Consider the following 21,969-nt stretch of genomic DNA (forward strand, 5'->3'; position numbering starts at 1 on the left):
GCCTTTTCCTGACGAAGGTTTAACTGTACTCATTCGAAGGCCTCCCGCAACTCATCGTCGACTTCCCACGTCCCGTCGCCCTTCCCGCGGAGCAGTTCGACCGCGGCGTGCAATAACGACACCTGTGAGTCGAAGACGGCGTAGACGGCCTGGAGTGGGCCGAGCAGGTCTTTCTGGCCGAGCCACACGAACCCGACGAGCGCGGCCGGGACCGCGAGTCCGGCGACCCCCGCGACCGAGATTCCGGCCGCCGTGACCGCCAGCACGTCCAGCGCCACCAGCCACGGGGAGACGACCATGAACCACCAGTTGAACGGGAGGACGACCTTGCCGTAGTTGCCGTACTTCCCGAGCGCGTCGCGGTGCTGGGCGAGCAGGCGAATCAGACCCATCCCTCTGCGGTCCTTCTGAAGCCTGCGCTTTCCGAAGTCCGAGTGGGAGGCCTCCTTGTACCTGACCGCGGGGTCGAAGAGGACCCGGTCTCCGCCGCGGCGAATCTTCAGGGCGAGTTCGGTGTCGTCGGCCAGCGAGTTGGGGTCGATGGGAACGATGGCGTCGTTCTCGAACGCCGAGAACGGACCGTGAAAGATGAGCGTCGAGTCGAGGTGGGACTCCAGCGTCTGGATGTGGGCCTGCACGCCGCGGTACCCGGCCTCGACCTCGCTCCCGCCGAGGACTTCGGCGTTCTGGCCCGTGACGGCCGCCACGTCGGGGTCGGCGAGATTCGCGGCCGCCTCTCGGAGCGCGTCGTCGGCGACGTAGGAGTCGCAGTCGGTCTTGACCACCATCTCGTTTTCGGTGGCGGCGTAGGCGTCGTTGAGTGCGGGCGCGAGACCTCGGCGCTCCTGTTCGCGGATGAGGTTCAGGTCGGGATGGCTCCGGTCGGCGAAGTACTCCTCGATGCGGTCGGGCGTCTCGTCGTCGCTAGAGTCCACGACGACCAACTCCACCTTCTCCATCGGGTAGTCCAGCGACACTACGTCGTCGAGTTTCTTCTCGATGATGCCCGACTCGTTGTACGTCGGAAGGACGATGCTGACCGTCGGTTCGGCCTCGCGCTTGTCGGCGGGCGAACCGCTCGGTCGAACCACCGCGTAGAGGGCGAGATACGCGAGGTACGGCAGGGCCGTGGCGGCGACGAGTGCGCCAGCAACGGCGACGAGAGGGTTCATACGACCGGCTATGGAATCGGGCTATAACATACTGTTGGTCGCTCGTCGCGGTCGTACGGCGAAAAATGAAACGCGGACAGGAGACGTGAGAGGAAGGTCTGCTGCGTTAGACCGTGACAGCGCTCTCCTGAGAGAGCGACTGCGGGACGTTGGCGCGGTAGAGCGTCACTGCGCCGTACTGGGTGGTGAGTTTGAGTTTGACTTCCTCGCCCTCACCGAGACCTTCACCGTTGATGTCGGTCGCACTCATGTTGATTTCGAGACGGTCGTCCTGCGTGTTGAGGACGGGTTTGGAGTTGTCGGGGTCTTTGATAGTGTTGACGGTGAACTGCGTATCGTTCGCGGAGTCACCGTAGACGAGCGTCTGGGCCTTGTTCGGACCGATCCATTCGATAGTAGCGGCCGAGAGATTGATGTCGTCGGACCCGGAGCCACGCATGACCGTCAGACTGATGTCCTTCACGTTCTCGTTACCGACGTTACCGAAGGCGCTGACGACCTGCACGCGGTTCGAGACCTGTGCGCTGGACTCCTGACCGGTCTGTTCGGACTTGGTCTGGAGGAACCCGGCCGTGTTGATGAGCACGCCTGCTGCGATAGCGGCGACCAGCACCATCGCGATGAACACGATGAGCGTACCGATACCCACCTGACCGCGGTCGTTGACCGCGCCCTCGATTCTATCTTTTACCGCTGAGAGACCATTTCTTATCATTATTCGGACCGTATTATATTCGGGAACTTTCCCAACGAGGAACTGCCACCAGGGATATATATAATGTTCGTCCATTTTCAGGAGTGATAATTGGCTCCGGATTTGTCAAGAGTATAACCGCAGTAAGTCGTACAGTGGCGGTTCGATCCGGCGCGAGCAAGCGCGACGAAATACGGACATATTAAGCGAATGGAATTTAGGCCGCCGCTCACGCGGTTCTCCACGGCCGAGATTACAGACGCAGATAGACGAGTGAAGGCGCAGATAGACGAACGAAGATTCGACTGGACAGGCAGAGACGCGACAAACGAACGACGACGGCGTAAATGGTCACGTAACAATAGGTTGGAAAGCCTTTTGCGCTCGTGGTGACCACTCACTCTCAATGGCCGACCGCGAGGACGTATGCGTACTAATCCCGACGTTGAACGAGGGCGAGACCATCGGCGAGGTCATCGACGGGTTCACGCGTCGCGGGTTCGAGAACGTCCTCGTCATCGACGGTAACTCCACCGATGGGACGTCCGACACCGCCCGCGAACACGGCGCGAGAGTGATGCAACAGTCCGGGACCGGCAAGGGACAGGCGATTCGGGAGGCGGTGCAGCACATCGACGCCGAGTACGTCCTGATGCTCGACGGCGACGGAACCTACCGCCCGGAAGACGCCGACGACATGCTCGAACCCCTACTGAACGGCGACTACGAACACGTCATCGGCGACCGCTTCGCCGACATGGAGGACGGTGCGATGAGTCGCCTCAACGAGTTCGGCAACGGGATGTTCAACTGGGTGTTCCGCCACATCCACGGCAAGAACTTCGAGGATATCCTGAGTGGCTACCGGGCGTTCACCCGCGAATCGGTCGAGGACTTCTATCTCGACGCCGACGGGTTCGGGGTCGAAACCGAGATGGCCGTCGAGTGCGTCAAACAGGGGGTTCCGACGACGGTGGTCCCCATCAGGTACGAGGCCCGCCCCGACGAGTCGGACACCAACCTCCACCCGGTTCGGGACGGCGGGGTCATCCTCCTCACGCTCTACCAGTTAGCAAAGACGAGCAACCCGCTGTTCTACTTCGGAAGCGTTGGCCTGCTGAGTGGACTGTTCGGCGTCGCTATCGGCGCGTACGTCGGTTACGAGTGGTTCGTGCCGCCGCGTACGTCCCACGAAGTACTCGCTCTCGTCTCAGCGTTCGCCATCCTGTTCGGCGTGCAGCTGTTGATGTTCGGCGTGCTCTCGGACCTCATCGTAACCCTGCATCGGGAACAGATGCGTCGTCTCGACTGACCAACTTTCGTTCCGGTTTCGAGATATCGAAAACTGGCGGTACTGTTATTTTTGCCACTCGAGTAGGTAGTTACGTATGGTAGAAGGTCACAATCTTCACGACTACGACGAGGTACGCGAATCGTTCTCGTGGGACGACATCTACGCCGAGGCAGACTGGGACGCGCCCGACGAACTCAACGTCGGCCACGAGGTCTGCGACCGCCACGCCCGGAACGGTGAGGCGAAACGCGCCTCGGAAGATCGAGCGGCGGAGTCGGGAGGCGAGAAGGTCGCGCTCTACCAGGTGAGCGAGGACGGCGACCTCACGAAGACGACGTTCCGGGAGTTAGCCGACCGCTCCGGCCAGTTCGCCAACGTCCTCGAAGAGTTGGGCGTCGAGAAGGGCGACCGGGTGTTCTCGTACATGCCCCGGATTCCGGAACACTACGTCGCGCTCGTCGGGACGCTCAAGCGCGGCGCGGTGTTCGGCGGGGTCAACGAGCGATTCGGGCCGGACGGCATCTCCTACCGACTCGACGACTGCGACGCCTCGGTGGTCGTGACGACGAGCGACAACCGGGAGACGGTCGGGAAGGCGCTCGAAGACGCACCCTCGGTCGAACACGTCCTCGTCGTAGACCGGAGCGACGGCGGGGAGTTCGACGCTGCACAGACCGACGACGTCGGCTTCGCGGAGGCACTCGACGGCGCGAGCAGGGAGTACGAGCCCGCTCGGACCAGTGGCGAGGACGACGCGCTCCTCTACTACACCAGCGGGACGACCGGCCCGGCGAAGGGCGTCCGGCACAAACAGCGGTGGGTCGCCGGGGTGGCGGCGACACAGAAGTACGCCGTGGACCTCCAACCCGGTGACCTCTACTGGTCTACCGCCGACCTCGGGTGGCTCACCGGACCTATCAACACTCTCGGGGCGTGGTTCTGGGGCGCGTCACTGTTCACCTACGAGGGCGAGTTCGACCCCGAGACGTGGTCCGACCTGCTCGACGAGTACCCGATTTCGGTCCTGTTCAGCGTGCCAACGGCCTACCGGATGCTCCGCGAGAAGGAGGAGATTCTGGAGGGCGTGAACGTCAACCTCCGCCACGCCCTCTCCATCGGGGAACCGCTCTCGGCCGGGGTCGTGGACTGGGGCGAGGAGACGCTGGGCGTCACCATCCACGACACCTACGGCCAGACAGAGACCGGGAACATGATTATCAACAACTACCCGACGATGGAACTGAAGCCGGGGAGCATGGGCAAGCCCCTGCCCGGAATCGAATCCGAAGTGGTGGACCCCGAGACCGGCGAACCCATGCCGCCGGGCGAGACCGGCGAAATCGCCCAGCGCGGCGACTACCCCTGCTTCTTCGCCGGATACTGGCAGAAGCCCGAGAAGACGGCCGCGTGCTTCGTAGAGGGGCCGGAGGGCGAATGGTACCTTTCGGGCGACCTCGCCAGAAAAGACGAAGACGGCTACTTCTGGTTCGAGGGCCGGGCCGACGACGTCATCATCTCGTCGGGCTACCGCATCGGCCCGTTCGAGGTCGAGAGTTCGCTCGGCGAACACCCCGCAGTCGCGGAGGCCGCGGTCGTTCCCAAACCCGACCGCGAGCGCGGCAACATCGTGAAGGCCTACGTCGTCCCGAGCGACGACGCCGACGCCTCCGACGACCTCGCAGAGGACGTCAAGTCCTACGTCCGCGACGAACTATCTGCCCACGAGTACCCCCGCGAAATCGAGTTCGTGGACGACCTCCCGAAGACGGTGACGGGGAAGATTCGCCGGACGGAACTGCAGGACGACGCCCAAGAAGAGGCCGAAGTCGAGCGGGAGTGAGCGAGGTTCGTCGGAATCTGTTCTTTCGACAGTAAAACTCTGCGCGCGCTGATTTACTCCTCTCCCCGGCCCGCGCTGGCGTCGTCGCGCCGTCGGCGCGATTGCTCGGCGACGCGGGTCGTCCGCCGGTACGACTTCGTGCTTTTTTTTTTCGAATCGCGCCCGTGCGCGCGAGGTCCCCGAGAACGGACGTGACCGCAGTTCGGAAGACGCGAGTCGTCTTCCGGTGTCTGCGCGAGCGAAGCGAGTGCAGGCTCGTCGGAGTTTCCACCGACGATGGACGAGTAGCGCAGGCCCGTGGCCGAGCAACGCAGGCGGTTGGAGAGGTGTGTGGCCGTGGCGGTGCGCGGTAGTGTGGTGCTGTGCGATGACTCCGTGGCTCACGGAGTAGCTAGCTTCTCTCTCCCGTTCACGACTACAGCCCGGATGCCATTATAGCCGGGACGACGTTACAGCCGGGACTACTCCCGACTACGACGAACCGAATCACGCAGGAGAGACGGAGAACCCGACTAGAAGCCCCCTCAAAGCGGTAGCGCGGACCGAACGCGTTCGATGACGCCCGGCGTCCGAGAGTGGCGATACTTCTCGAACACGGGGTGGAGCGCGTTCAGAAACTCCTGTTTGTCGTCGAACCGCTCACGTTCGACCTCCGAGATGGCCTCCGAGAGCGCTACCGTGTGGCCGCTGGCGTCGTACTTGATGCGAGGGTCCGACAGCGACTCAACGACTTCCGTGCCGGTCGCCGGGAACGAGAGATCGCCGTCGTCGAGTTCGGCCGCTACTTCGGCGATACCGAACTCGATGACGTCGGGTCCGTCGTCCGAGTCCGACGATGGTGGCCTCACGCCCATAGGTGTGGGTTCTGGCTCCCGCAATGAAAAACTCACTACTCGGAATTCCAAGGGTTCGGGTCGGTGGTCGAGCGGTCGGTTCACCGAGAGCGACGGCCGAACCGAGGACGACGAACGGACCGAGAGCGACGGCTTCCGGCCGAACGGAGACGAAGCATCTTGCCGAGACGTGAAGCGTCAGTCCGAGACAATCTTAGAGGCGTGTGACGTGTATACAGCCACTCATAACAAATGTAAAATGTTCCTAGGTCGTGATTCAGATATCCTTAGGCCCGCTTCGAGATGGTGCAAACGGTCTCGGAGCGGCGGCCAGAACGCACACAACCACCAACGGCATTCCCTCTGTAGCCATGAGCGAAACCGTGAGCGCGAGTCCCGACTGACCACCGCCGTCCGACCGAGCGTCCCGGTAGACCGAGCGCCCCCGGCACGTCCGCGAATCGAACCTTCCACATCACCGACAACCGGTGCCTTTCTTAACTGTCCATCACGAAGATAGATGTATGACAGGCGTACGAGTCGCAGGGGTCGGTCTCACCCACTTCGGCAAGCATCCCGAGCGGACGGGCCGGGACCTCTTCGCGGAAGCGAGTCAGCGCGCGCTCACCGACGCGGGCGTGGACCGCGCGGACGTAGAACAACTCAACTACGGCAACTTCATGGGCGAACTGGCCGAGCATCAGGGCCACCAGGGCCCGCTGATGGCCGAGGCCGCGGGACTGACCGCGCCCGCCACGCGCTACGAGAGCGCGTGCGCCTCCTCGGGCGTGGCCGTCCGCGAGGCCGTCAAGGACGTGCGCAACGGCGAGGCCGACGTGATGCTCGTCGGCGGGGCCGAGCGCATGAACAACCTCGGGACCGCGGGGACGACCGAAGCCCTCGCGATCGCGGCCGACGACCTCTACGAGGTCCGGGCGGGCATGACGTTCCCGGCGGCCTACGCGCTGATGGCGAAAGCCTACTTCGACCAGTACGGCGGGAGCAAGGAGGACCTCGCCGGAATCGCGGTCAAGAACCACGACAACGCCCTCGAAAACGAGTACGCCCAGTTCCAGAAGGCCATCTCGGTCGAGGACGCCCTCGACGCCCCGATGATAGCCGACCCGCTGGGTCTCTACGACGCCTGCCCCATCACCGACGGGGCGAGCGCGGCGGTCCTCGTGAGCGACGAGTACGCCGAGGAACACGACCTCGACGCGCCGGTCTCCATCACCGGCACCGGGCAGGGCGGCGACAAGATGGCCCTGCAAGACAGACAGTTCCTCGCGCGTACGCCCGCGGCCGAGCGCGCCGCCGAGGAGGCCTACGACGACGCCGGAATCGGCCCGCAGGACGTGTCGGTCGCGGAGGTCCACGACTGCTTCACCATCGCGGAAGTCCTCGCGCTCGAAGCCCTCGACTTCTACGCGCCCGGCGAGGGAATTGGCGCGGCGGCCCGCGGCGAGACCACCCGCGACGGCGACCGGCCGGTCAACCTCTCCGGAGGACTCAAAGCCAAGGGCCACCCGGTCGGCGCGACGGGGACGAGTCAAGTGGTCGAGATGACGCGACTGCTCCGCGGCGACCACCCGAACAGCGACGCCGTGCCGGGTGAGATCGGCGTCACCCACAACGCGGGTGGCACGGTCGCGAGCACCACAGTTCACGTCTTGGAGGTGGAAGAATGAGCGACGAAACCGGAAACGAGGCCGAACGCGTCCGCGACGAGGGCTTCGACGACTTCCTCGACGCCATCGAGTCGGGCGAGGGCTTCTACCTCGACTGCCCCGAAGGTCACGGGTCGCTCCCGCCGCGGCGGGTCTGCCCCCACTGCGGCGCGACCGACCTCGAAGAAGTCGCCCTGCCAGAGACCGGTGAAATCGAGACGTTCACCACGGTTCACGTCGCGTCCCCGGAGTTCGCCGACGACGCGCCCTACGTCACGGCGGTCGCGGCGTTCGACGGCGTTCGCTTGACGGGAATCGTCCGGGGCATCGACTCGGAAGAGATCGACGTCGGCACCGAGGTCACGCCCGAGGTGGGCGGGACCGAGACCGCCGACGAGCGCGTGCTGGTCTTCCGGGCGCGCTGAGGGTCGTTTCGACGCGACTGTCTCCGACCCGGACCGACTCTTCAGGCTTCCATCTCCTTCTCGGTCAACTCGTCCAGCAGCACGTCGAGGAACGGACCGGGATGCTCGGCGTGGGGAAGCAACTTCGCCTCGTCGAACACCACCAGTTTCGTGTCGGCCCGCTCGGCCAGTTCTTCGCCCTCTTCCAGCGGCGAAACCGTCGCGTCCCGACCCCAGACGATGGTGACGGGGACGTCCAGACCGGCTAACTCCTCGCCGAGGTCCACGTCGGGGTCGAGATAGCCCGAGACGAACGAGGCGGGCGCGAACCGCGCGCCGGGTTGGTGGGCGGTCTGCCACTGGTAGTCCACGTCGCGCTCGGTGTAGGAGGCCTCGGTCGAGTACGCCTCGCGGTTGTCGAAGAAGTGGAGCGACCGCTTGCTGGTCAGAAGGTTGAACAGCGCTTGCCCGACCACTGGCGACCGGAACGCCGACCGGAGCCACGTCCGCCGGGTTCCGGTGTCGCCGGTCGGCGCGACGAGAACCAACCGCGAGAAGACGCCGGACTGTTGCTGTGCCAAGACGGCGTAGGCCCCCGACAGCGACGTGGCCACGCAGGCCGCATCGTCGGTCAGGTCCTCTGCGAAGTCGGTTACGAAGGCGGTGTACAGCGCGGCCGAGTAGGTCAGCGGCGGCCGGTCCGAGCGCCCGAACCCGGGCAGGTCGGGAGCGACGACGTGGTGGGTCTTGGCGAGTTGGTCGAATATCTGGTCGAACTCCTTGTTGGAGGCCGCGGCGTGGACCCCGTGCAGCAGGAGCACGTCCGGGTCGTCCGGGTCGCCCGCCTCGGTGTAGGCCACGTCGAACCCCCGCCAGCGGTACGTCTTCTGTCGGCCCTCCAGCGCGGGTTCGAGGTCGCCCGCTTTCCACGCCAGCAGTCGGTTGCCGAGCGTGGCGGCACCGAGTCCGCCCGCGACTCCAGCTACCACGTTTCGTAACTTCATATCCGAATATTCAGCGTCGGGAAAGTTAGCCGTTGTGCCGGGGTTTTCCGAATCCGGAGTCGCTCGGCGACGAGTCACCCGGAACCGAGTCGCTCGGCGACGGTCGCCGGACCGGTGATGTCGAAGTCGGTCACGCGGCCCGTGACCACGAGGTCGGCGGCGGACTCCGGTTCGCGGGCTCGACGGTCGTCGTCTCCCCGGTCTCGGACAGGTCGGGCGTACTCCACTCTGGTCACGGTATCCTACATAAATTTCGGGGAGCGGGCAACCCGGAAGTTTCACAGCTTCGCACATATCTACGGTTTCTAGAAATCCCTCTATGATTGTTTTAGAATTATTTTCATTCCTCTCGCCGTTTCGCACGGCGAGCACTGGCGTCGTCGCGCCGACGGCGCGATTGCTCGGCGGAACGTGCCTCCGACGGTGTCTGCGGGAACGGACGTGACCGCAGGCTCGGAGGACGTCGTTTGTCCTCCGGTGTCTGCGAGAATGGACAGGACCGCAGGCTCGTCAGAGCGTACCTCTGACGGTGGCCGAGTAGCGCAACGACGTGAGCAACGCAGGCGAGTGCGGAGACGCGAGGCCCTCGCGGTGCTGTGCGGCCAGTGGGAAATCGCCTTCGCAAACGAATTAACCCCCGGAACGGAATCTTCTCGCATGGTCGTTTCGAGCGCTCCGGGCAAGGTCTACTTGTTCGGAGAACACGCGGTCGTCTACGGCGAACCGGCGGTGCCGTGCGCCATCGAGCGCCGGGCGCGAGTCACCGTCGAAGCGCGCGACGACGACCGCATCCGAGTCCACGCGGAGGACCTGAGTCTGAACGGGTTCACCGTGGAGTACAGCGACGGAAGCGACGACGCGCCCGACGTGGACGTGTCGGAATCGCTGGTCCAGGCCGGAATCGGGTACATCGACGCCGCGGTCGAGCAGGCGCGCGAGGCCGCGGGCGAACCCGACGCCGGGTTCGACATCACCGTCGAGAGCGAGATTCCGCTGGGCGCGGGTCTCGGCTCGTCGGCCGCGGTCACGACCGCGGGTATCGACGCCGGGACCCGCGAGTTGGGCGTCGAACTCTCCGCCGCGGAGGTCGCCGAACGTGCCTACCGCGCCGAACTCGAAGTGCAGAACGGCGAGGCCTCTCGCGCCGACACCTTCTGCTCGGCGACGGGCGGGGCGGTCCGGGTCGAGGGCGACGATTGCCGGGCCATCGACGCCCCGGACCTCCCGTTCGTCATCGGCTTCGACGGCGGCGCGGGCGACACGGGCCAACTCGTCGCGGGCGTCCGGGCGCTCCGCGAGGAGTACGACTTCGCGGCCGACACCATCGAAAGCATCGGCGACCTCGTGCGCCGCGGTGAGCAGGCCCTCACCGCGGGAGACGTGGAAGAACTCGGCGAACTCATGAGCTTCAACCACGGCCTGCTCGAAGCCCTCGGCGTCTCGTCGCGCTCGCTCGACCAGATGGTCTGGGCCGCGCGCGACGCGGGCGCACTCGGGGCCAAGCTTACGGGCGCGGGTGGCGGCGGGTGCATCGTCGCGCTCGACCCGACCGACAGCACCGAGACCGCGCTCGACTACACGCCGGGGTGCGAGGACGCGTTCCGGGCCGAACTCGACACCGACGGCGTGCGCGCGGAGGCCGAGTAGATGGCGGGCAGCGAGACGACCGTCCTCAAACTCGGCGGTAGCGTCGTCACCGACAAGGACCGACCCGAGGCGCTCGACGGTCCGGCGCTCGACGCGGCCGCAGACGCCATCGCCGAGGCGCTGGCCGGGGGCGACGTGTCGGACCTCGTGGTGGTCCACGGCGGCGGAAGCTTCGGCCATCATCACGCCAGCGAACACGGCGTCTCGAAGACCGAGGGGTCCGGAGACGCCACCGCCGCAGTCGAGATTCACGGCGCGATGAAGACGCTCGACGACTTCGTTCTCGCGCGCCTCCACGACCGCGACGTGCCCGCGGTACCGGTCCACCCCTTCTCGGCGGCCTGCCGCGACGAGGAGGCAGACCTGACGCTGATGACCGAACAGGTCGAGACGATGCTCGGGGAGGGGTTCGTGCCGGTCCTCCACGGCGACGTGGTGGCCCACGCGGGCGAGGGCGTCACAATCCTCAGCGGCGACGAAGTGGTCACGGCCGTCGCGGAGGGCATCGACGCCGACCGAGTCGGATTCTGTTCGACCGTCCCCGGAGTCCTCGACGCCGACGACGCAGTAATTTCGGAGATCCGGTCCTACGACGAGGTGGCCGACTACCTCGGCGAAAGCGACGCGATCGACGTAACCGGTGGGATGGCCGGAAAGGTCCGGGCGCTCCTCGCCCTCGGCGCGCCAGCCACGATTTTCGGTCCCGACGACCTCCGGGCGTTCCTCGCGGGCGAGGACCCCGGCACGCGAATCGACGGACAGTGACGGACCGGCACGGAACTGACCGACGAGTCGGGCGTGACCGACCGACGAGTTGCATTCGGCCAATCCCGTCAGTTTTTATTACCGGGGCGCGTAACGCCCCCATAGACCGATAGCTCGGGGGTACGTGGCCTCGCCACCGCGAGGTCCCACCGACGGTTGTAAGACGCCGCGGCCGGGGCCTCGTCGCCACGAGCAGGTTTACGTACGTACGGATGCCACGTGGCGTGGCTCTGCCACGGAAATGCAGTGTGGCTCTGCCACGGAAATGCAGTGTGGCTCTGCCACGGAAACGAGGCGTGGCTTTGCGTACACAAGGTGAAACTATGGAAATCGAAATTGCAACCATCGGCGGTTACGAAGAAGTCGGACGGCAGTGTACTGCTGTCCGCGCAGGCGAGGACGTTGTCATCTTCGACATGGGATTGAACCTCTCGAAGGTTCTTCTCCACGACAACGTCGAGACCGAGAAACTGCATAGCCTGGACCTCATCGACATGGGGGCCATTCCGGACGACCGCGTCATGTCGGACCTCGAAGGCGACGTGCAGGCCATCGTGCCGACCCACGGCCACCTGGACCACATCGGAGCCATCTCGAAGTTGGCTCACCGATACAACGCGCCGGTCGTGGCCTCGCCCTACACCATCGAACTGGTGAAACAGCAGATTCAGGGCGAAGAGAAGTTCGGCGTCGAGAACGACCTCGTGAAGATGGAAGCCGGAAGCACCATGTCCATCGGCGACTCCGGACAGGTCGAGTTGGAGTTCGTCAACGTGACTCACTCCATCATCGACGCCATCAACCCGGTGCTTCACACGCCCGAAGGGGCCGTCGTCTACGGCCTCGACAAGCGGATGGACCACACGCCGGTGCTGGGCGACCCCATCGACATGAAGCGGTTCCGCGAAATCGGCCGCGAGGGCGAGGGCGTACTGGCCTACATCGAGGACTGTACCAACGCGGGCCGGAAGGGACGAACGGCGAGCGAATCTGTCGCACGGCGTCACCTCAAGGACGTCATGACCTCCATCGAGGACTACGACGGCGGTATCGTGGCGACGACGTTCTCCAGCCACATCGCCCGCGTCAAGAGCCTCGTGGAGTTCGCTCAGGACATCGGCCGCGAACCCGTCCTGCTCGGTCGGTCGATGGAGAAGTACTCGGGAACCGCAGAGCGACTCGACTTCGTGGACTTCCCCGAAGAGATGGGGATGTTCGGCCACCGCAAGTCCGTGGACCGGACGTTCAAGCGAATCATGAAGGAGGGCAAGGAGAACTACCTGCCCATCGTCACCGGCCATCAGGGCGAACCACGCGCGATGCTGACCCGGATGGGCCGCGGCGAGACGCCCTACGAACTGGAAGACGGCGACAAGGTCATCTTCTCGGCCCGCGTGATTCCGGAGCCGACCAACGAGGGCCAGCGCTACCAGTCCGAACGCCTCCTGAAGATGCAGGGCGCGCGCATTTACGACGACATCCACGTCTCGGGCCACCTCCGCGAGGAGGGCCACTACGAGATGCTGGACGCGCTCCAGCCCCAGAACGTCATCCCGGCCCACCAGGACATGAAAGGGTTCGCCCCGTACGTGAGCCTGTGCGAGAGTCAGGGCTACAAACTGGGCCGCGACCTCCACGTGACGAGCAACGGCAACCTCATCCAACTCGCAGAGTAACATGACAGACGCGAGCGCCGAGACATTGGAAGAGCGGGTACTGAGTGCGGTCGAACAGCGACGCGAGACCGTCAACGAGGCCATCGGCGAGGACCTCCCGGTCGAAGAACCGGAGCGCCTCTACGAGGCCGTTCGCCACCTACTCGACGCTGGCGGGAAGCGCCTGCGGCCGACAGTGTTGATGCTCGTCGCCGAAGCGCTCGCGGACGTAGATGACGACCCCGAGAACGTCGATTACCGGACGTTCCCTGACCTCCACGGCGGCGACGTGGACGTGATGGCCGCCGCGGTCAGCATCGAGGTCATCCAGTCGTTCACGCTCATCCACGACGACATCATGGACGACGACGACCTGCGCCGCGGCGTGCCCGCAGTCCATCGGGCCTACGACACCGAAACCGCGATTCTGGCGGGTGACACGCTCTACTCCAAGGCGTTCGAGATTCTGGTGAACGCCGACGCGCCCGCCGACCGCGTGACCGACGCGATCGACGTGTTGGCGACGACCTGCACCAACATCTGCGAGGGGCAGGCCCGAGACATCGCCTTCGAGAGCCGGACCGACGTACTCCCCGAGGAGTACCTCGAGATGATAGAGGACAAGACCGCCGTGCTGTACGGTGCGGCGGCGACCATCCCGGCCATCCTGCTCGGCGCGGACGACGAAACCGTCGAGGAACTGTACCGGTTCGGTATCGACACGGGTCGTGCGTTCCAGATTCAGGACGACGTGCTCGACCTGACGGTGCCCAGCGAGGAACTCGGCAAACAGCGCGGGAGCGACCTCGTCGAGGGCAAGCAGACCATCATCACGCTCCACGCCCGCGAGCAGGGCGTGGACGTGGACGAACTGGTCGAAACCGACGACGTGGACGCGGTGACCGAGACCGAAATCGACGAAGCGGTCGCCCGACTCGAAGACGCCGGAAGCATCGACTACGCGAAGGAGAAGGCCCAAGAGTTGGTCACGCGCGGCAAGGGCCGACTGTCGGTCCTGCCGGAAAACGAGGCCCGCGACCTCCTCGAAGGTATCGCGGATTATCTCATCGAGCGCGGCCACTGACGCCGCGCAGCGTTCTCCGGTCGTCGCTCGCTCCCGAGTAGAGACGCTACTGGCTACTTCGACGTTCGAGAGAAATCACACAGCTCGATTCACTCGTGAGCCTCGCGTGAATAGCTTCGAGGTGAAAACAGGGGAGCGAAACGACGGGGAGGGGAGCGTCAGGGGGACGGACGAGGTTTACAGACGCTAGCGAGGGGAGACGAGTCGGCGGGTATCGGGACCACCTACTCGTCCGGGAACTCCTTGTAATGGGTGTGTTCGAGATACTCCTCGAGCGTCGGTTGTCGCCAGTAGCGTACCACGTCGCTCCGAGCGTCGAACTCCACGATGTCGGCCTCGGCGAGCTTCGGGAGATGGGTCTCTCGGAGTTCGTCGGCGACTTCCTGCCGAGCAGCGTCCGTAATCCTCTCGTCCTCGGTGCGGGCTTCCCACATCGCTACTTCGTCGGCCAACGCTTCCACGTCGGCCAGACCGTCCTGCGTTCCGATGAGTGCGTAGAGTGCGTATCGGCGACGGCTCTCCGCCAGGAGGCCGAAGAGCGTGTCGAAGGAGGGCGTTCTGACTGCGCGACCGTTCTGGAAGGCGTCGTTGCCCTCGATACCCGACCGAATTGAATCGTTATTCATGGCGGCTGACCTCCACCCAAGTATTTATCCAGAGGGGACAACAAACCCATGCCTCAACAATAAGGTACGGAAGGTAGAGAGTGTCAAACGTCGAATATCAACCGTTTTAGAGGTAGAACGAACGTTCACTCAGCCAACTGTTCGCGGTCGAACGACCGTGCGACTGACCGCTATTTGTCGAGGAAGGTACCGACGAGTTTGCGGTGGGCCGCCTGCAAGTGCTGGTGGAGCGTCGGTGACGAGACGCCCAGCGACTCGGCCACTTCCTGGCCGGTACTCTCGCGGGGATACTCGTAGTAGCCGGCGAAGTAGGCGGCCTGAAGTGCAGTTCGCTGTTTGTCGGTCAGGTCTTCGCCGAGCGTCTGTCGGAACTCGGGCGAGGTGTCGACCGGCCGGTCCGTCTCTTGCTTGCTCACGAGTTCGGCACTAGGGTAGGTCGTCCGGAAACTGTCCACGACGCTCCGGACGTTCACGTTCGAGGACGCCTCGACGACGTACCGTACCACGCCGTCCTCGGCGACCGCCGACTTGACCACGGTTCCGGCTTTGACGAGTTGGTCGACGCCGGACCACGCGGGGTCGAGTTCGAGCAGACACTCCTCGTCGTCTTCGGTGACTACCCGAGCGGCATCGATGACGTCCATCTCGTCCAACGAGTCGATGACAGCGGACGCCGACGCGCCCTCGACGGCGACGTATTCGAGGAGTCGGTCCTCGGCGATAGGGACGACCCCTTCGAGCGTGAACCGACAGTCGAGTTCGGTCGAGAGTCGGCCGAAACTCGACCTCGGACTCTCGACCCGTAGCTCCAGTTCGATTGCGTTGTCCGACAAGAGTAGGTTCCGGTTCTTGACCGCGTTGATGGCGAAGGCGACCATCTCGCCGAGCGTTTCGAGCGCAGTGCGTTCCCGGTCGCTGTACGCACCAGTACACGCCCCGCTGATACCGAGGACGCCGTAGTTCGTGTTGGCGTACGTCAGCGGAACGAGGACCGCCGAAGACATCTCCAACTCGCGCATTATCTCGCTCTCGCGGTCGGAGAGTATCTCCGAGTCCGTCACGTCGGGGACGACGACGGACACGCCCTCGCCGATGACTCGCGCGAGGGAGTTCTCGTCGTCGGAGCGCGTGCTGGTCGCCTCGACGAGGCGTTCGATCTCGTCGCGCTCGACGCCGGCGACGACGCTCGGCCCTCTCCGCTCGTCTTTCACCCACGGTCCGCCGACCCACGCGAACTCGTAGAACTCCGAGTTGGCCAACTCCTCGCAGACGATCTGCTCTACCTCCTCGCGTGTCGCCGACGCGACCAGCGACTGGACGATGCTGTGAATCAGGCCGTTGATGCGGTTGAGTCGGGTCAGCGCGTCGCGACTCTCGGCGAGTTGGTGTTCGTTCTCCCGACGGTCGGTCACGTCGCGGGCCACCCAGACCACCGCCTCGCGGCCGTCGATGGTGTCGCCCAGCGGGGCAGTCCGGCCCTCGTACCACCGGACGCCGCCGGCGGTCTCGACTCGGTACTCTATGGTCTCGACTCCGCCGGTTTCGAGGGTGGTCCGGATGAGGTCGAGAAACCGGTCGGCCTGCGGTCCGGGGAACGCGTCGTGGAGCTGTCTCCCGACGAGTTTCTCCTGTTCGACCGTCCGGAGATCCTCCGTACCCGGCCCGGACATCACCTCCAGGTACCGACCGTTCTCGTCGATGATGAACGCCACGTCGGGGAAGGCGTTGGTCAACTCCCTGAGGCGGTCGCCCGAGAGACCCGACTCGATTTCGACGCTGATCGCGGCGACGGCACGACCGACTCGCTCTCGGAGTCGTTCGCCGCCCGCGTCCTTGGGCAGGTAGTCGGTCACGCCCATTCCGACGGCCTCGCTGGCGACTTCCTCGCTCCCGGACCCCGTGAAAATGACGAACGGCAGGTTCGGATGGTCGTGGCGGACGTGTTCGAGCAGGGCCAGTCCGTCGCTCTCGGGCAGGTCGTACTCGCTGACGACGCAATCGACGCTCCCGTCGGTGGCGAGTCGGTCGCGCGCGGCCGCGGCGGTCGAGACGGTCGAGAGCGACACGTCGTCGGCGTCCGAGAGCGAAGGCGGCGGGTCGGCGGTGTCCACGTAGAGGACCTCGACCGTCTTCATCGCGGGGTCGTAAGTCGCTCGGTCGGGCATCGCCCGTTCGAGAGTTGGTCGTTCGGAGGTCACTACTGACCGTTGCTACGCCCCCGTGAACGTAAGGGTCTTGGTTAGCGTGCGAAGACGTCCGGGGTGAATCGAATCCGGACGAGTTTTCCCGAAGACGCTCCAACCGGTGGATAATGAACGACGAACTCCGCGAGCAGATCGAGACGGAGGCAGAGAAACACGCCCTCGTCAACGCGGTCAAGCACGAGAGCGAGGCCGACGTGGGCGCGGTCATGGGACCGCTGATGGGCGAGAATCCCGACTTCCGCCAGCACGGCGACGAGATTCCCGGTGTCATCGCGCCGGTGGTCTCGCGGGTCAACGAATCGAGCGCCGAGGAGCGACGCGAGCGACTCGCCGAACTCGCGCCCGACTGGTTGGAGGAGATCGAGAGCGAGGACGAGGGCGAGGACACAATGCTGCCCGACCTCCCGAACGCCGACGAGTACGACGACGTTCGGATGCGCCTCGCGCCCAACCCCAACGGCCCGTGGCACGTCGGCCACGCTCGGATGCCCGCGGTCATCGGTACCTACGCCGAGGAGTACGACGGCGAGTTCATCGTCCGGTTCGACGACACCGACCCCGAGACCAAGCGACCGCTGCTGTGGGCCTACGACGAGATTCTGGAGGAAGTCGAGTATCTCGGCTTCGAACCCGCCGAGGTCTACCGGGCGAGCGACCGCCTCGAAACCTACTACGACTACGCCCGTGACCTCATCGAGAAGGGCGGAGCCTACACCTGCTCGTGTTCCGGCGACGAGTTCTCGGACCTGAAGAACTCCGCGGAGGCCTGCCCTCACCGCGACAAGGACGCCGAGACCACGATGGACGAGTTCGAGGCCATGGTCGCTGGCGAGTACGAGTCGGGCGAGATGGTCCTCCGGGTCAAGACCGACATCGAACACAAGAACCCGGCCCTGCGCGACTGGGTGGGCTTCCGCATCATCGACACGCCACACCCCCGCGAGGAGGCCGAAGAGTACCGATGCTGGCCGATGCTCGACTTCCAGTCTGGCGTGGACGACCATCTTACCGGCGTCACCCACATCATCCGGGGCATCGACCTACAGGACTCGGCCAAGCGCCAGCAGTTCGTCTACGACTACTTCGACTGGGAGTACCCCGAGGTCATCCACTGGGGCCACGTCCAGGTGGACGAGTACGACGTGAAGATGTCCACCTCGACCATCCGGGAACTCATCGAGGACGGCGAACTCGACGGCTGGGACGACCCGCGCGCGCCCACCATCCCGAGCGTCCGCAGGCGGGGGATTCGCGGCGAGGCCATCGTGGACGCGATGGTCGGACTCGGAACCTCCACCAGCAACGTCGATCTGGCGATGAGTACGGTCTACTCGAACAACCGCGAACTCATCGACGACGACGCCGACCGCTACTTCTTCGTGCGCGAGGACCACGTGGACTTCACGCTCGCGGGTGACTACCCGGACGCAGCACACCCGCCGGTCCACCCCGAACACGACGACCGGGGCACCCGCGACATCGACGCCGGAACCCGCGTCCGCATCGAAAAGTCCGACGTGCCCGCCGACGGCGACCGAATCTGGCTCAAAGGGTTCGGCTGTTTCCGGCGCGACGACGACGAGTTCGAGTACGTCGGCGACGACATCTCGGCGGTCCGAGAGGAGGGCGTGGACGTGATTCACTGGGTCCCGGCCGACAGCGCGACCCTGACCCGGATGCGGACCGTCCGCGGCGACGTGATGGGCTACGCGGAACCGGGCTTCCGCGAGACCGACTCCGACGAGATGGTCCAGTTCGAGCGCGTCGGCTTCGTGCGGGTCGATAGACACGAGGCAGACGACGAGACGGTCGTGTACTTCGCCCACGAGTAGCCGTCTCCGAATCGAACACGACTGCATCGGACGCGTAGTGCCATCGTGGGCTCTATTCGAACGGGACGACGAACGATTTCAGTAGACCTTTCTCGGCAGGTTCGGGTACTTCGGAGACCCGAGCGTAAGCCCCCGGGTTCAGGTCCACGTGGAAGCACGCATTTTCGCGTTCCACCCCATCGAGCAGTTCCGGACTGTTGATCGTCTGCATCCCGCCCACGAACGTCCCCGGTTCGTTCCCGTCCGACACGAGTGGTTCGGGTCCGTCCAGTTCGTCCAGCCGTTCACGTCGGCGACGTCCGTGTCGTCGTCGAAGCGAATCAGGTGAACGTCGTGCCCGACGAGGTTGTCGTACATCTGTTGATTCTCGACCCGAACTGCCACCGTGTGCTGGCCGGGGCTGACGTTCTCCTCGGCGTCGATTCCGTCGGTCGAGAGCGAGAGGTTCGGGGTCGCCTTCGGCTCCGCCGCGGACTGTCCGTCACGGTGAGTAGGTCTATCGTTCCGAGGTACGAGTGGAACTCCCCTTCGTCGTTGTTCACGTATCGTTCCACGATGTACTTGCCCGACTCCAGATTCACGGTCGTCCTCGAAGTCGTGTGGCCCGAGGTCAAGCCGACACCACCGCTGGACGACACGTCGCCGAACCAACTCGTAAGTCCTCGGGTGTAGCACTCGCCGTACCCGTTACGACACCCCGACGACTGTTGCGGTGATCGTTTTCAGTACTGGTCGCCGGTTCGTCGGTTTCAGTCCGTACATAGGTGTATGCTCCGGTCGGTTTGCCTCGGTCGACGGCCGTTCCGCTACTCGTCTCCACCGACTCTCTCCATGTCGTCCAGCGCAGTGCTGGGTCGTAGTGGAGAGCACCGTTACTCACGTGAACCCACAGCCACGAAAGTGTTTTCTGAACGATGTTTTGGTCAGTCGAGTGTCTCAACGACTATCGAGTCGAGAAACCGACTATTCGGAGTTTCTACATGGAAAATAGGGGTGTACAAACACATGACGTACGAGGGCGAACCCACGACGCTGGCACCCGACGAGGTCGTTCGCTCGACGGAGCCGTTCGGAGTCCAGTTCACGTTCAATATCGACGGCGATACCCTCACGCTGACCGTCGACGACGACCTGACCGTGGTTGACGTGGCGAAACGGCGGGCGGCCGAAATCTGATGAACACGCGCTGTCTCTCGCACGGACCGCCTCGATTCACTCGACGCCCTACGAGAAATATCTCCACTCCTTAAAGAAACGAATATGATTCCTAAGACAACGTTTTTGTTCTTATTTAGCGCCAGGCGGCCCCTCGCAGTCTTCGCGCTCCGTCCCGGTCCACTCGGTTCACCCTATCCAAAAATCATAGGTGTCGGCGAAGTCGGTACGGGTGGCATTCCACAACGAAGAGAGAAGAACTCGCCGGGTGACGCTGAACACCCATCGGGGGCGTAGCTACGGGAGAATGCTGGGGGAATCCATGAGCGAACGGAAATCAGAATCGACCTGCGACTGCACCAACAGCGACTTCGACCGACGGGAGTTCCTTCGGGAGTCGGGCGCGCTGCTGGCGTTCGCGGCCGCCGGGGTCGCCCCGTCCGAAGTCGCCGCACAGTCCGACCAACCGGAGGGCGATCTCGAGGCCCTGCTCGAAGACGCGCCGCGGAACTGGGGGCGGTGGGGAGACGACGACGAACTCGGGGCGTTCAACTTCCTCGGAAGCGAGGAGGCGCTGGCCGGGATGGAGGCCGTCACCAGAGATGAGGCGACCGGGGCCGAGACGTTCACGCTCCAACTCTCGATGACCGGGGAGGTCGCAAACGACCCCATCTTTCCGACGAGAACAGTCGCGCGACGTACCAATACTCAGGACGAGCAATCGTACGAGGAGGGCGAGGCCGAACCGTCGGCCGGGGGGCTGAAGTTCACCGACGACCGCTTCGTCAACCAACTCTACACGCAGGGGACGACACACGTGGATGCGCCGGGCCACGCGTGGTACGGCGACCAGATTTACAACGGGTTCGACGCCAGCACGACCGCGGCCACCAAGGAGTTCGACGAGCCGCTCGAAAGCTGTGGCGGCGACCCGGTAGACGAGACGCGAGGGATGGGTAGAGCGGACATCTCTCACGTCGCCGACCACGGCATCGTCGGCCGGGGCGTCCTGCTCGACGTGGGGCGGGCGATGGGCGGGGAGAACGACCGACTGGAGCCGAACGCCTGCATCTCGCTCTCGGACCTGCGACGGACCGCCTACCAGCAGGACGTTGTCCTCCGGAAGCGTGACGTGCCACTTGTTCGAACCGGGTCGGCCGCGCGCGTCCGCGACGACGACCCCGAACACGAGTGGGCGCCGCTCGAAGAACCGGGGCTGTGCTACAGCGAGGACCTCGTGGAGTGGGTCCACGAGATGGAGTTTCCCGTCGTCGGCGGTGACACCCTGAGCGTCGAGAAGAACGTCCAGACGATAGACGGCGAGGAGTATCTCGTACCGCTCCACGGCGCGTTCCACCGGAACCTCGGGGTTCCGTTCGCCGAAGTGTTGTGGCTCGAAGACCTCGCGGAGAGTTGCGCGAGCGACGGCGTCTACGACTTCCTGTTCGCCGGTGCGCCGCTCAACATCGAGCGCGCGACCGGCGCACCCATCAATCCCGTCGTGGTGAAAGCGTCGATGGGCGAGGAGTCGAACTGACCCGTCAGGACCACTCGTCGGCCTCTTCCAGCGGGTCCGCGACCACGCCGTCCTGTTGGGCCAGCGCGCGGGCGTGGCCCGCACAGACGATTCGGTTCTCGTCCCACGGGACGTGGAGTCTAACGGTTGCCGGTTCGGAACACCCCGACTCGGCACATTTCATCGTCGGGGCGTTCGTCTTCTAACAACATCCCACTGTCGCCTTTAAAAGTATCCTTACCAATCAACCCGTCGATTCACCCAGCTACGGCCGATAGGAACTTTATGTCCGACGACCCAGCGATATCCGACGACCCGACTCGGAAACGCCACGTCGGCGACGAGTCTCCGACCGAAGCCGTCGTCAACGCCGTGGCCGCGGCCCGCGACTGCGAGCCGACCGACTTGCCGCCGTTGAACGACACGATAGACCCCGACGCGCTGGACGGTCTCTTCGCCGACACGATAACCGGGCCCGCCCGCGAAGGCGGACGCATCGTGTTCGAGTACGGTGGCTGTACGGTGACGCTGCTGGGAACCGGCGACGTGCGCGTGGACGTGAACGACTGAGGTCGTC

21 protein-coding genes are annotated in these 21,969 nt (G+C 64.6%); 12 read left to right on the forward strand and 9 right to left on the reverse strand.

Annotation, left to right across the window (positions count from 1 at the left end; translation table 11 throughout):
* Positions 1-29: 29 nt before the first annotated feature.
* Both E2484_RS22880 and E2484_RS22885 read right to left on the reverse strand, forming a co-directional pair.
* Positions 30-1,172: a glycosyltransferase gene (locus E2484_RS22880; protein ID WP_137287515.1), complete on the reverse strand. Its 1,143-nt coding sequence runs from the start codon at positions 1,170-1,172 to the stop codon at positions 30-32.
* Positions 1,173-1,278: 106 nt separating this feature from the next.
* On the reverse strand, positions 1,279-1,887 hold the full coding sequence (locus E2484_RS22885; RefSeq protein WP_137287516.1) for an archaellin/type IV pilin N-terminal domain-containing protein: 609 nt from the start codon (positions 1,885-1,887) through the stop codon (positions 1,279-1,281).
* A 385-nt stretch (positions 1,888-2,272) separates the two neighbouring features.
* On the opposite strand from E2484_RS22885, the gene aglJ reads away from it, so the two are divergent.
* Together aglJ and E2484_RS22895 are read left to right on the forward strand one after the other, a co-directional pair.
* Entirely contained in the window at positions 2,273-3,178 is a 906-nt protein-coding gene (gene aglJ / locus E2484_RS22890; protein ID WP_137287517.1) for an S-layer glycoprotein N-glycosyltransferase AglJ, read from the forward strand.
* Positions 3,179-3,254: 76 nt separating this feature from the next.
* Positions 3,255-5,000 (forward strand): acyl-CoA synthetase, encoded by a 1,746-nt coding sequence (locus tag E2484_RS22895; protein ID WP_137287518.1) that lies wholly within the window; start codon positions 3,255-3,257, stop codon positions 4,998-5,000.
* A 524-nt stretch (positions 5,001-5,524) separates the two neighbouring features.
* Here the strand turns inward: E2484_RS22895 and E2484_RS22900 are convergent.
* The gene (locus tag E2484_RS22900; protein ID WP_137287519.1) at positions 5,525-5,854 is read right to left on the reverse strand and encodes a DUF5789 family protein; all 330 of its coding nucleotides are present in this window, start codon (positions 5,852-5,854) and stop codon (positions 5,525-5,527) included.
* Positions 5,855-6,357: 503 nt separating this feature from the next.
* Here E2484_RS22900 and E2484_RS22905 point away from each other — a divergent pair.
* Both E2484_RS22905 and E2484_RS22910 read left to right on the forward strand, forming a co-directional pair.
* Positions 6,358-7,521, forward strand: coding sequence for a thiolase C-terminal domain-containing protein (locus tag E2484_RS22905; protein ID WP_137287520.1), 1,164 nt, complete (start codon positions 6,358-6,360; stop codon positions 7,519-7,521).
* A complete protein-coding gene (locus tag E2484_RS22910) occupies positions 7,518-7,925 on the forward strand; it encodes a Zn-ribbon domain-containing OB-fold protein (RefSeq protein WP_137287521.1) in 408 nt (135 codons plus the stop codon). Before E2484_RS22905 ends, E2484_RS22910 begins: the two co-directional genes overlap by 4 nt.
* Before the next feature lie 41 nt (positions 7,926-7,966).
* On the opposite strand, the gene E2484_RS22915 is transcribed toward E2484_RS22910, so the two are convergent.
* Complete coding sequence (locus E2484_RS22915; RefSeq protein ID WP_137287522.1) at positions 7,967-8,908, reverse strand: alpha/beta fold hydrolase; 942 nt, start codon at positions 8,906-8,908, stop codon at positions 7,967-7,969.
* A gap of 74 nt (positions 8,909-8,982) precedes the next feature.
* A complete protein-coding gene (locus E2484_RS25300; protein ID WP_170977467.1) occupies positions 8,983-9,144 on the reverse strand; it encodes a hypothetical protein in 162 nt (53 codons plus the stop codon).
* A 421-nt stretch (positions 9,145-9,565) separates the two neighbouring features.
* Here E2484_RS25300 and mvk point away from each other — a divergent pair, with 421 nt between their 5' ends.
* The 4 genes from mvk to idsA3 all read left to right on the forward strand — a co-directional run bounded on the left by mvk (position 9,566) and on the right by idsA3 (position 14,059).
* Positions 9,566-10,555: a mevalonate kinase gene (mvk, locus tag E2484_RS22920; protein ID WP_137287523.1), complete on the forward strand. Its 990-nt coding sequence runs from the start codon at positions 9,566-9,568 to the stop codon at positions 10,553-10,555.
* Positions 10,556-11,320 (forward strand): isopentenyl phosphate kinase, encoded by a 765-nt coding sequence (locus E2484_RS22925; protein ID WP_137287524.1) that lies wholly within the window; start codon positions 10,556-10,558, stop codon positions 11,318-11,320. It begins immediately after the preceding gene.
* 323 nt (positions 11,321-11,643) lie between these two features.
* Positions 11,644-12,996 carry an RNase J family beta-CASP ribonuclease gene (locus E2484_RS22930; RefSeq protein WP_137287525.1) on the forward strand — a complete coding sequence of 451 codons (1,353 nt, stop codon included), beginning with the start codon at positions 11,644-11,646 and terminating at the stop codon, positions 12,994-12,996.
* A 1-nt stretch (position 12,997) separates the two neighbouring features.
* Entirely contained in the window at positions 12,998-14,059 is a 1,062-nt protein-coding gene (idsA3, locus tag E2484_RS22935; protein ID WP_137287526.1) for a geranylfarnesyl diphosphate synthase, read from the forward strand.
* A gap of 224 nt (positions 14,060-14,283) precedes the next feature.
* Here the strand turns inward: idsA3 and E2484_RS22940 are convergent, their stop codons facing one another.
* Together E2484_RS22940 and E2484_RS22945 are read right to left on the reverse strand one after the other, a co-directional pair.
* Positions 14,284-14,685, reverse strand: coding sequence for a DUF7344 domain-containing protein (locus E2484_RS22940; protein WP_321113007.1), 402 nt, complete (start codon positions 14,683-14,685; stop codon positions 14,284-14,286).
* 170 nt (positions 14,686-14,855) lie between these two features.
* A complete protein-coding gene (locus tag E2484_RS22945) occupies positions 14,856-16,883 on the reverse strand; it encodes a bacterio-opsin activator domain-containing protein (RefSeq protein WP_137287527.1) in 2,028 nt (675 codons plus the stop codon).
* Between the two features lie 113 nt (positions 16,884-16,996).
* Between E2484_RS22945 and E2484_RS22950 the strand changes: the two genes are divergently transcribed.
* Positions 16,997-18,721, forward strand: a complete 1,725-nt coding sequence (locus E2484_RS22950) for a glutamate--tRNA ligase (protein ID WP_137287528.1) — start codon at positions 16,997-16,999, stop codon at positions 18,719-18,721.
* A 138-nt stretch (positions 18,722-18,859) separates the two neighbouring features.
* Here E2484_RS22950 and E2484_RS22955 read toward each other — a convergent pair whose 3' ends face one another.
* On the reverse strand, positions 18,860-19,372 hold the full coding sequence (locus E2484_RS22955; RefSeq protein ID WP_137287529.1) for a hypothetical protein: 513 nt from the start codon (positions 19,370-19,372) through the stop codon (positions 18,860-18,862).
* Positions 19,373-19,726: 354 nt separating this feature from the next.
* Here E2484_RS22955 and E2484_RS25305 point away from each other — a divergent pair, with 354 nt between their 5' ends.
* Together E2484_RS25305 and E2484_RS22960 are read left to right on the forward strand one after the other, a co-directional pair.
* The gene (locus E2484_RS25305; protein WP_170977468.1) at positions 19,727-19,897 is read left to right on the forward strand and encodes a hypothetical protein; all 171 of its coding nucleotides are present in this window, start codon (positions 19,727-19,729) and stop codon (positions 19,895-19,897) included.
* A 301-nt stretch (positions 19,898-20,198) separates the two neighbouring features.
* Complete coding sequence (locus E2484_RS22960) at positions 20,199-21,413, forward strand: cyclase family protein (RefSeq protein ID WP_137287530.1); 1,215 nt, start codon at positions 20,199-20,201, stop codon at positions 21,411-21,413.
* A gap of 4 nt (positions 21,414-21,417) precedes the next feature.
* Here E2484_RS22960 and E2484_RS25310 read toward each other — a convergent pair whose 3' ends face one another.
* Positions 21,418-21,576: a hypothetical protein gene (locus E2484_RS25310; RefSeq protein WP_170977469.1), complete on the reverse strand. Its 159-nt coding sequence runs from the start codon at positions 21,574-21,576 to the stop codon at positions 21,418-21,420.
* A 101-nt stretch (positions 21,577-21,677) separates the two neighbouring features.
* Between E2484_RS25310 and E2484_RS22965 the strand changes: the two genes are divergently transcribed.
* Positions 21,678-21,962: a HalOD1 output domain-containing protein gene (locus tag E2484_RS22965; protein ID WP_170977470.1), complete on the forward strand. Its 285-nt coding sequence runs from the start codon at positions 21,678-21,680 to the stop codon at positions 21,960-21,962.
* Positions 21,963-21,969 lie beyond the last annotated feature (7 nt).

Origin of the sequence: Halorussus salinisoli (genome assembly GCA_005239435.1) — an archaeon.
Lineage (GTDB): Archaea > Halobacteriota > Halobacteria > Halobacteriales > Haladaptataceae > Halorussus > Halorussus salinisoli.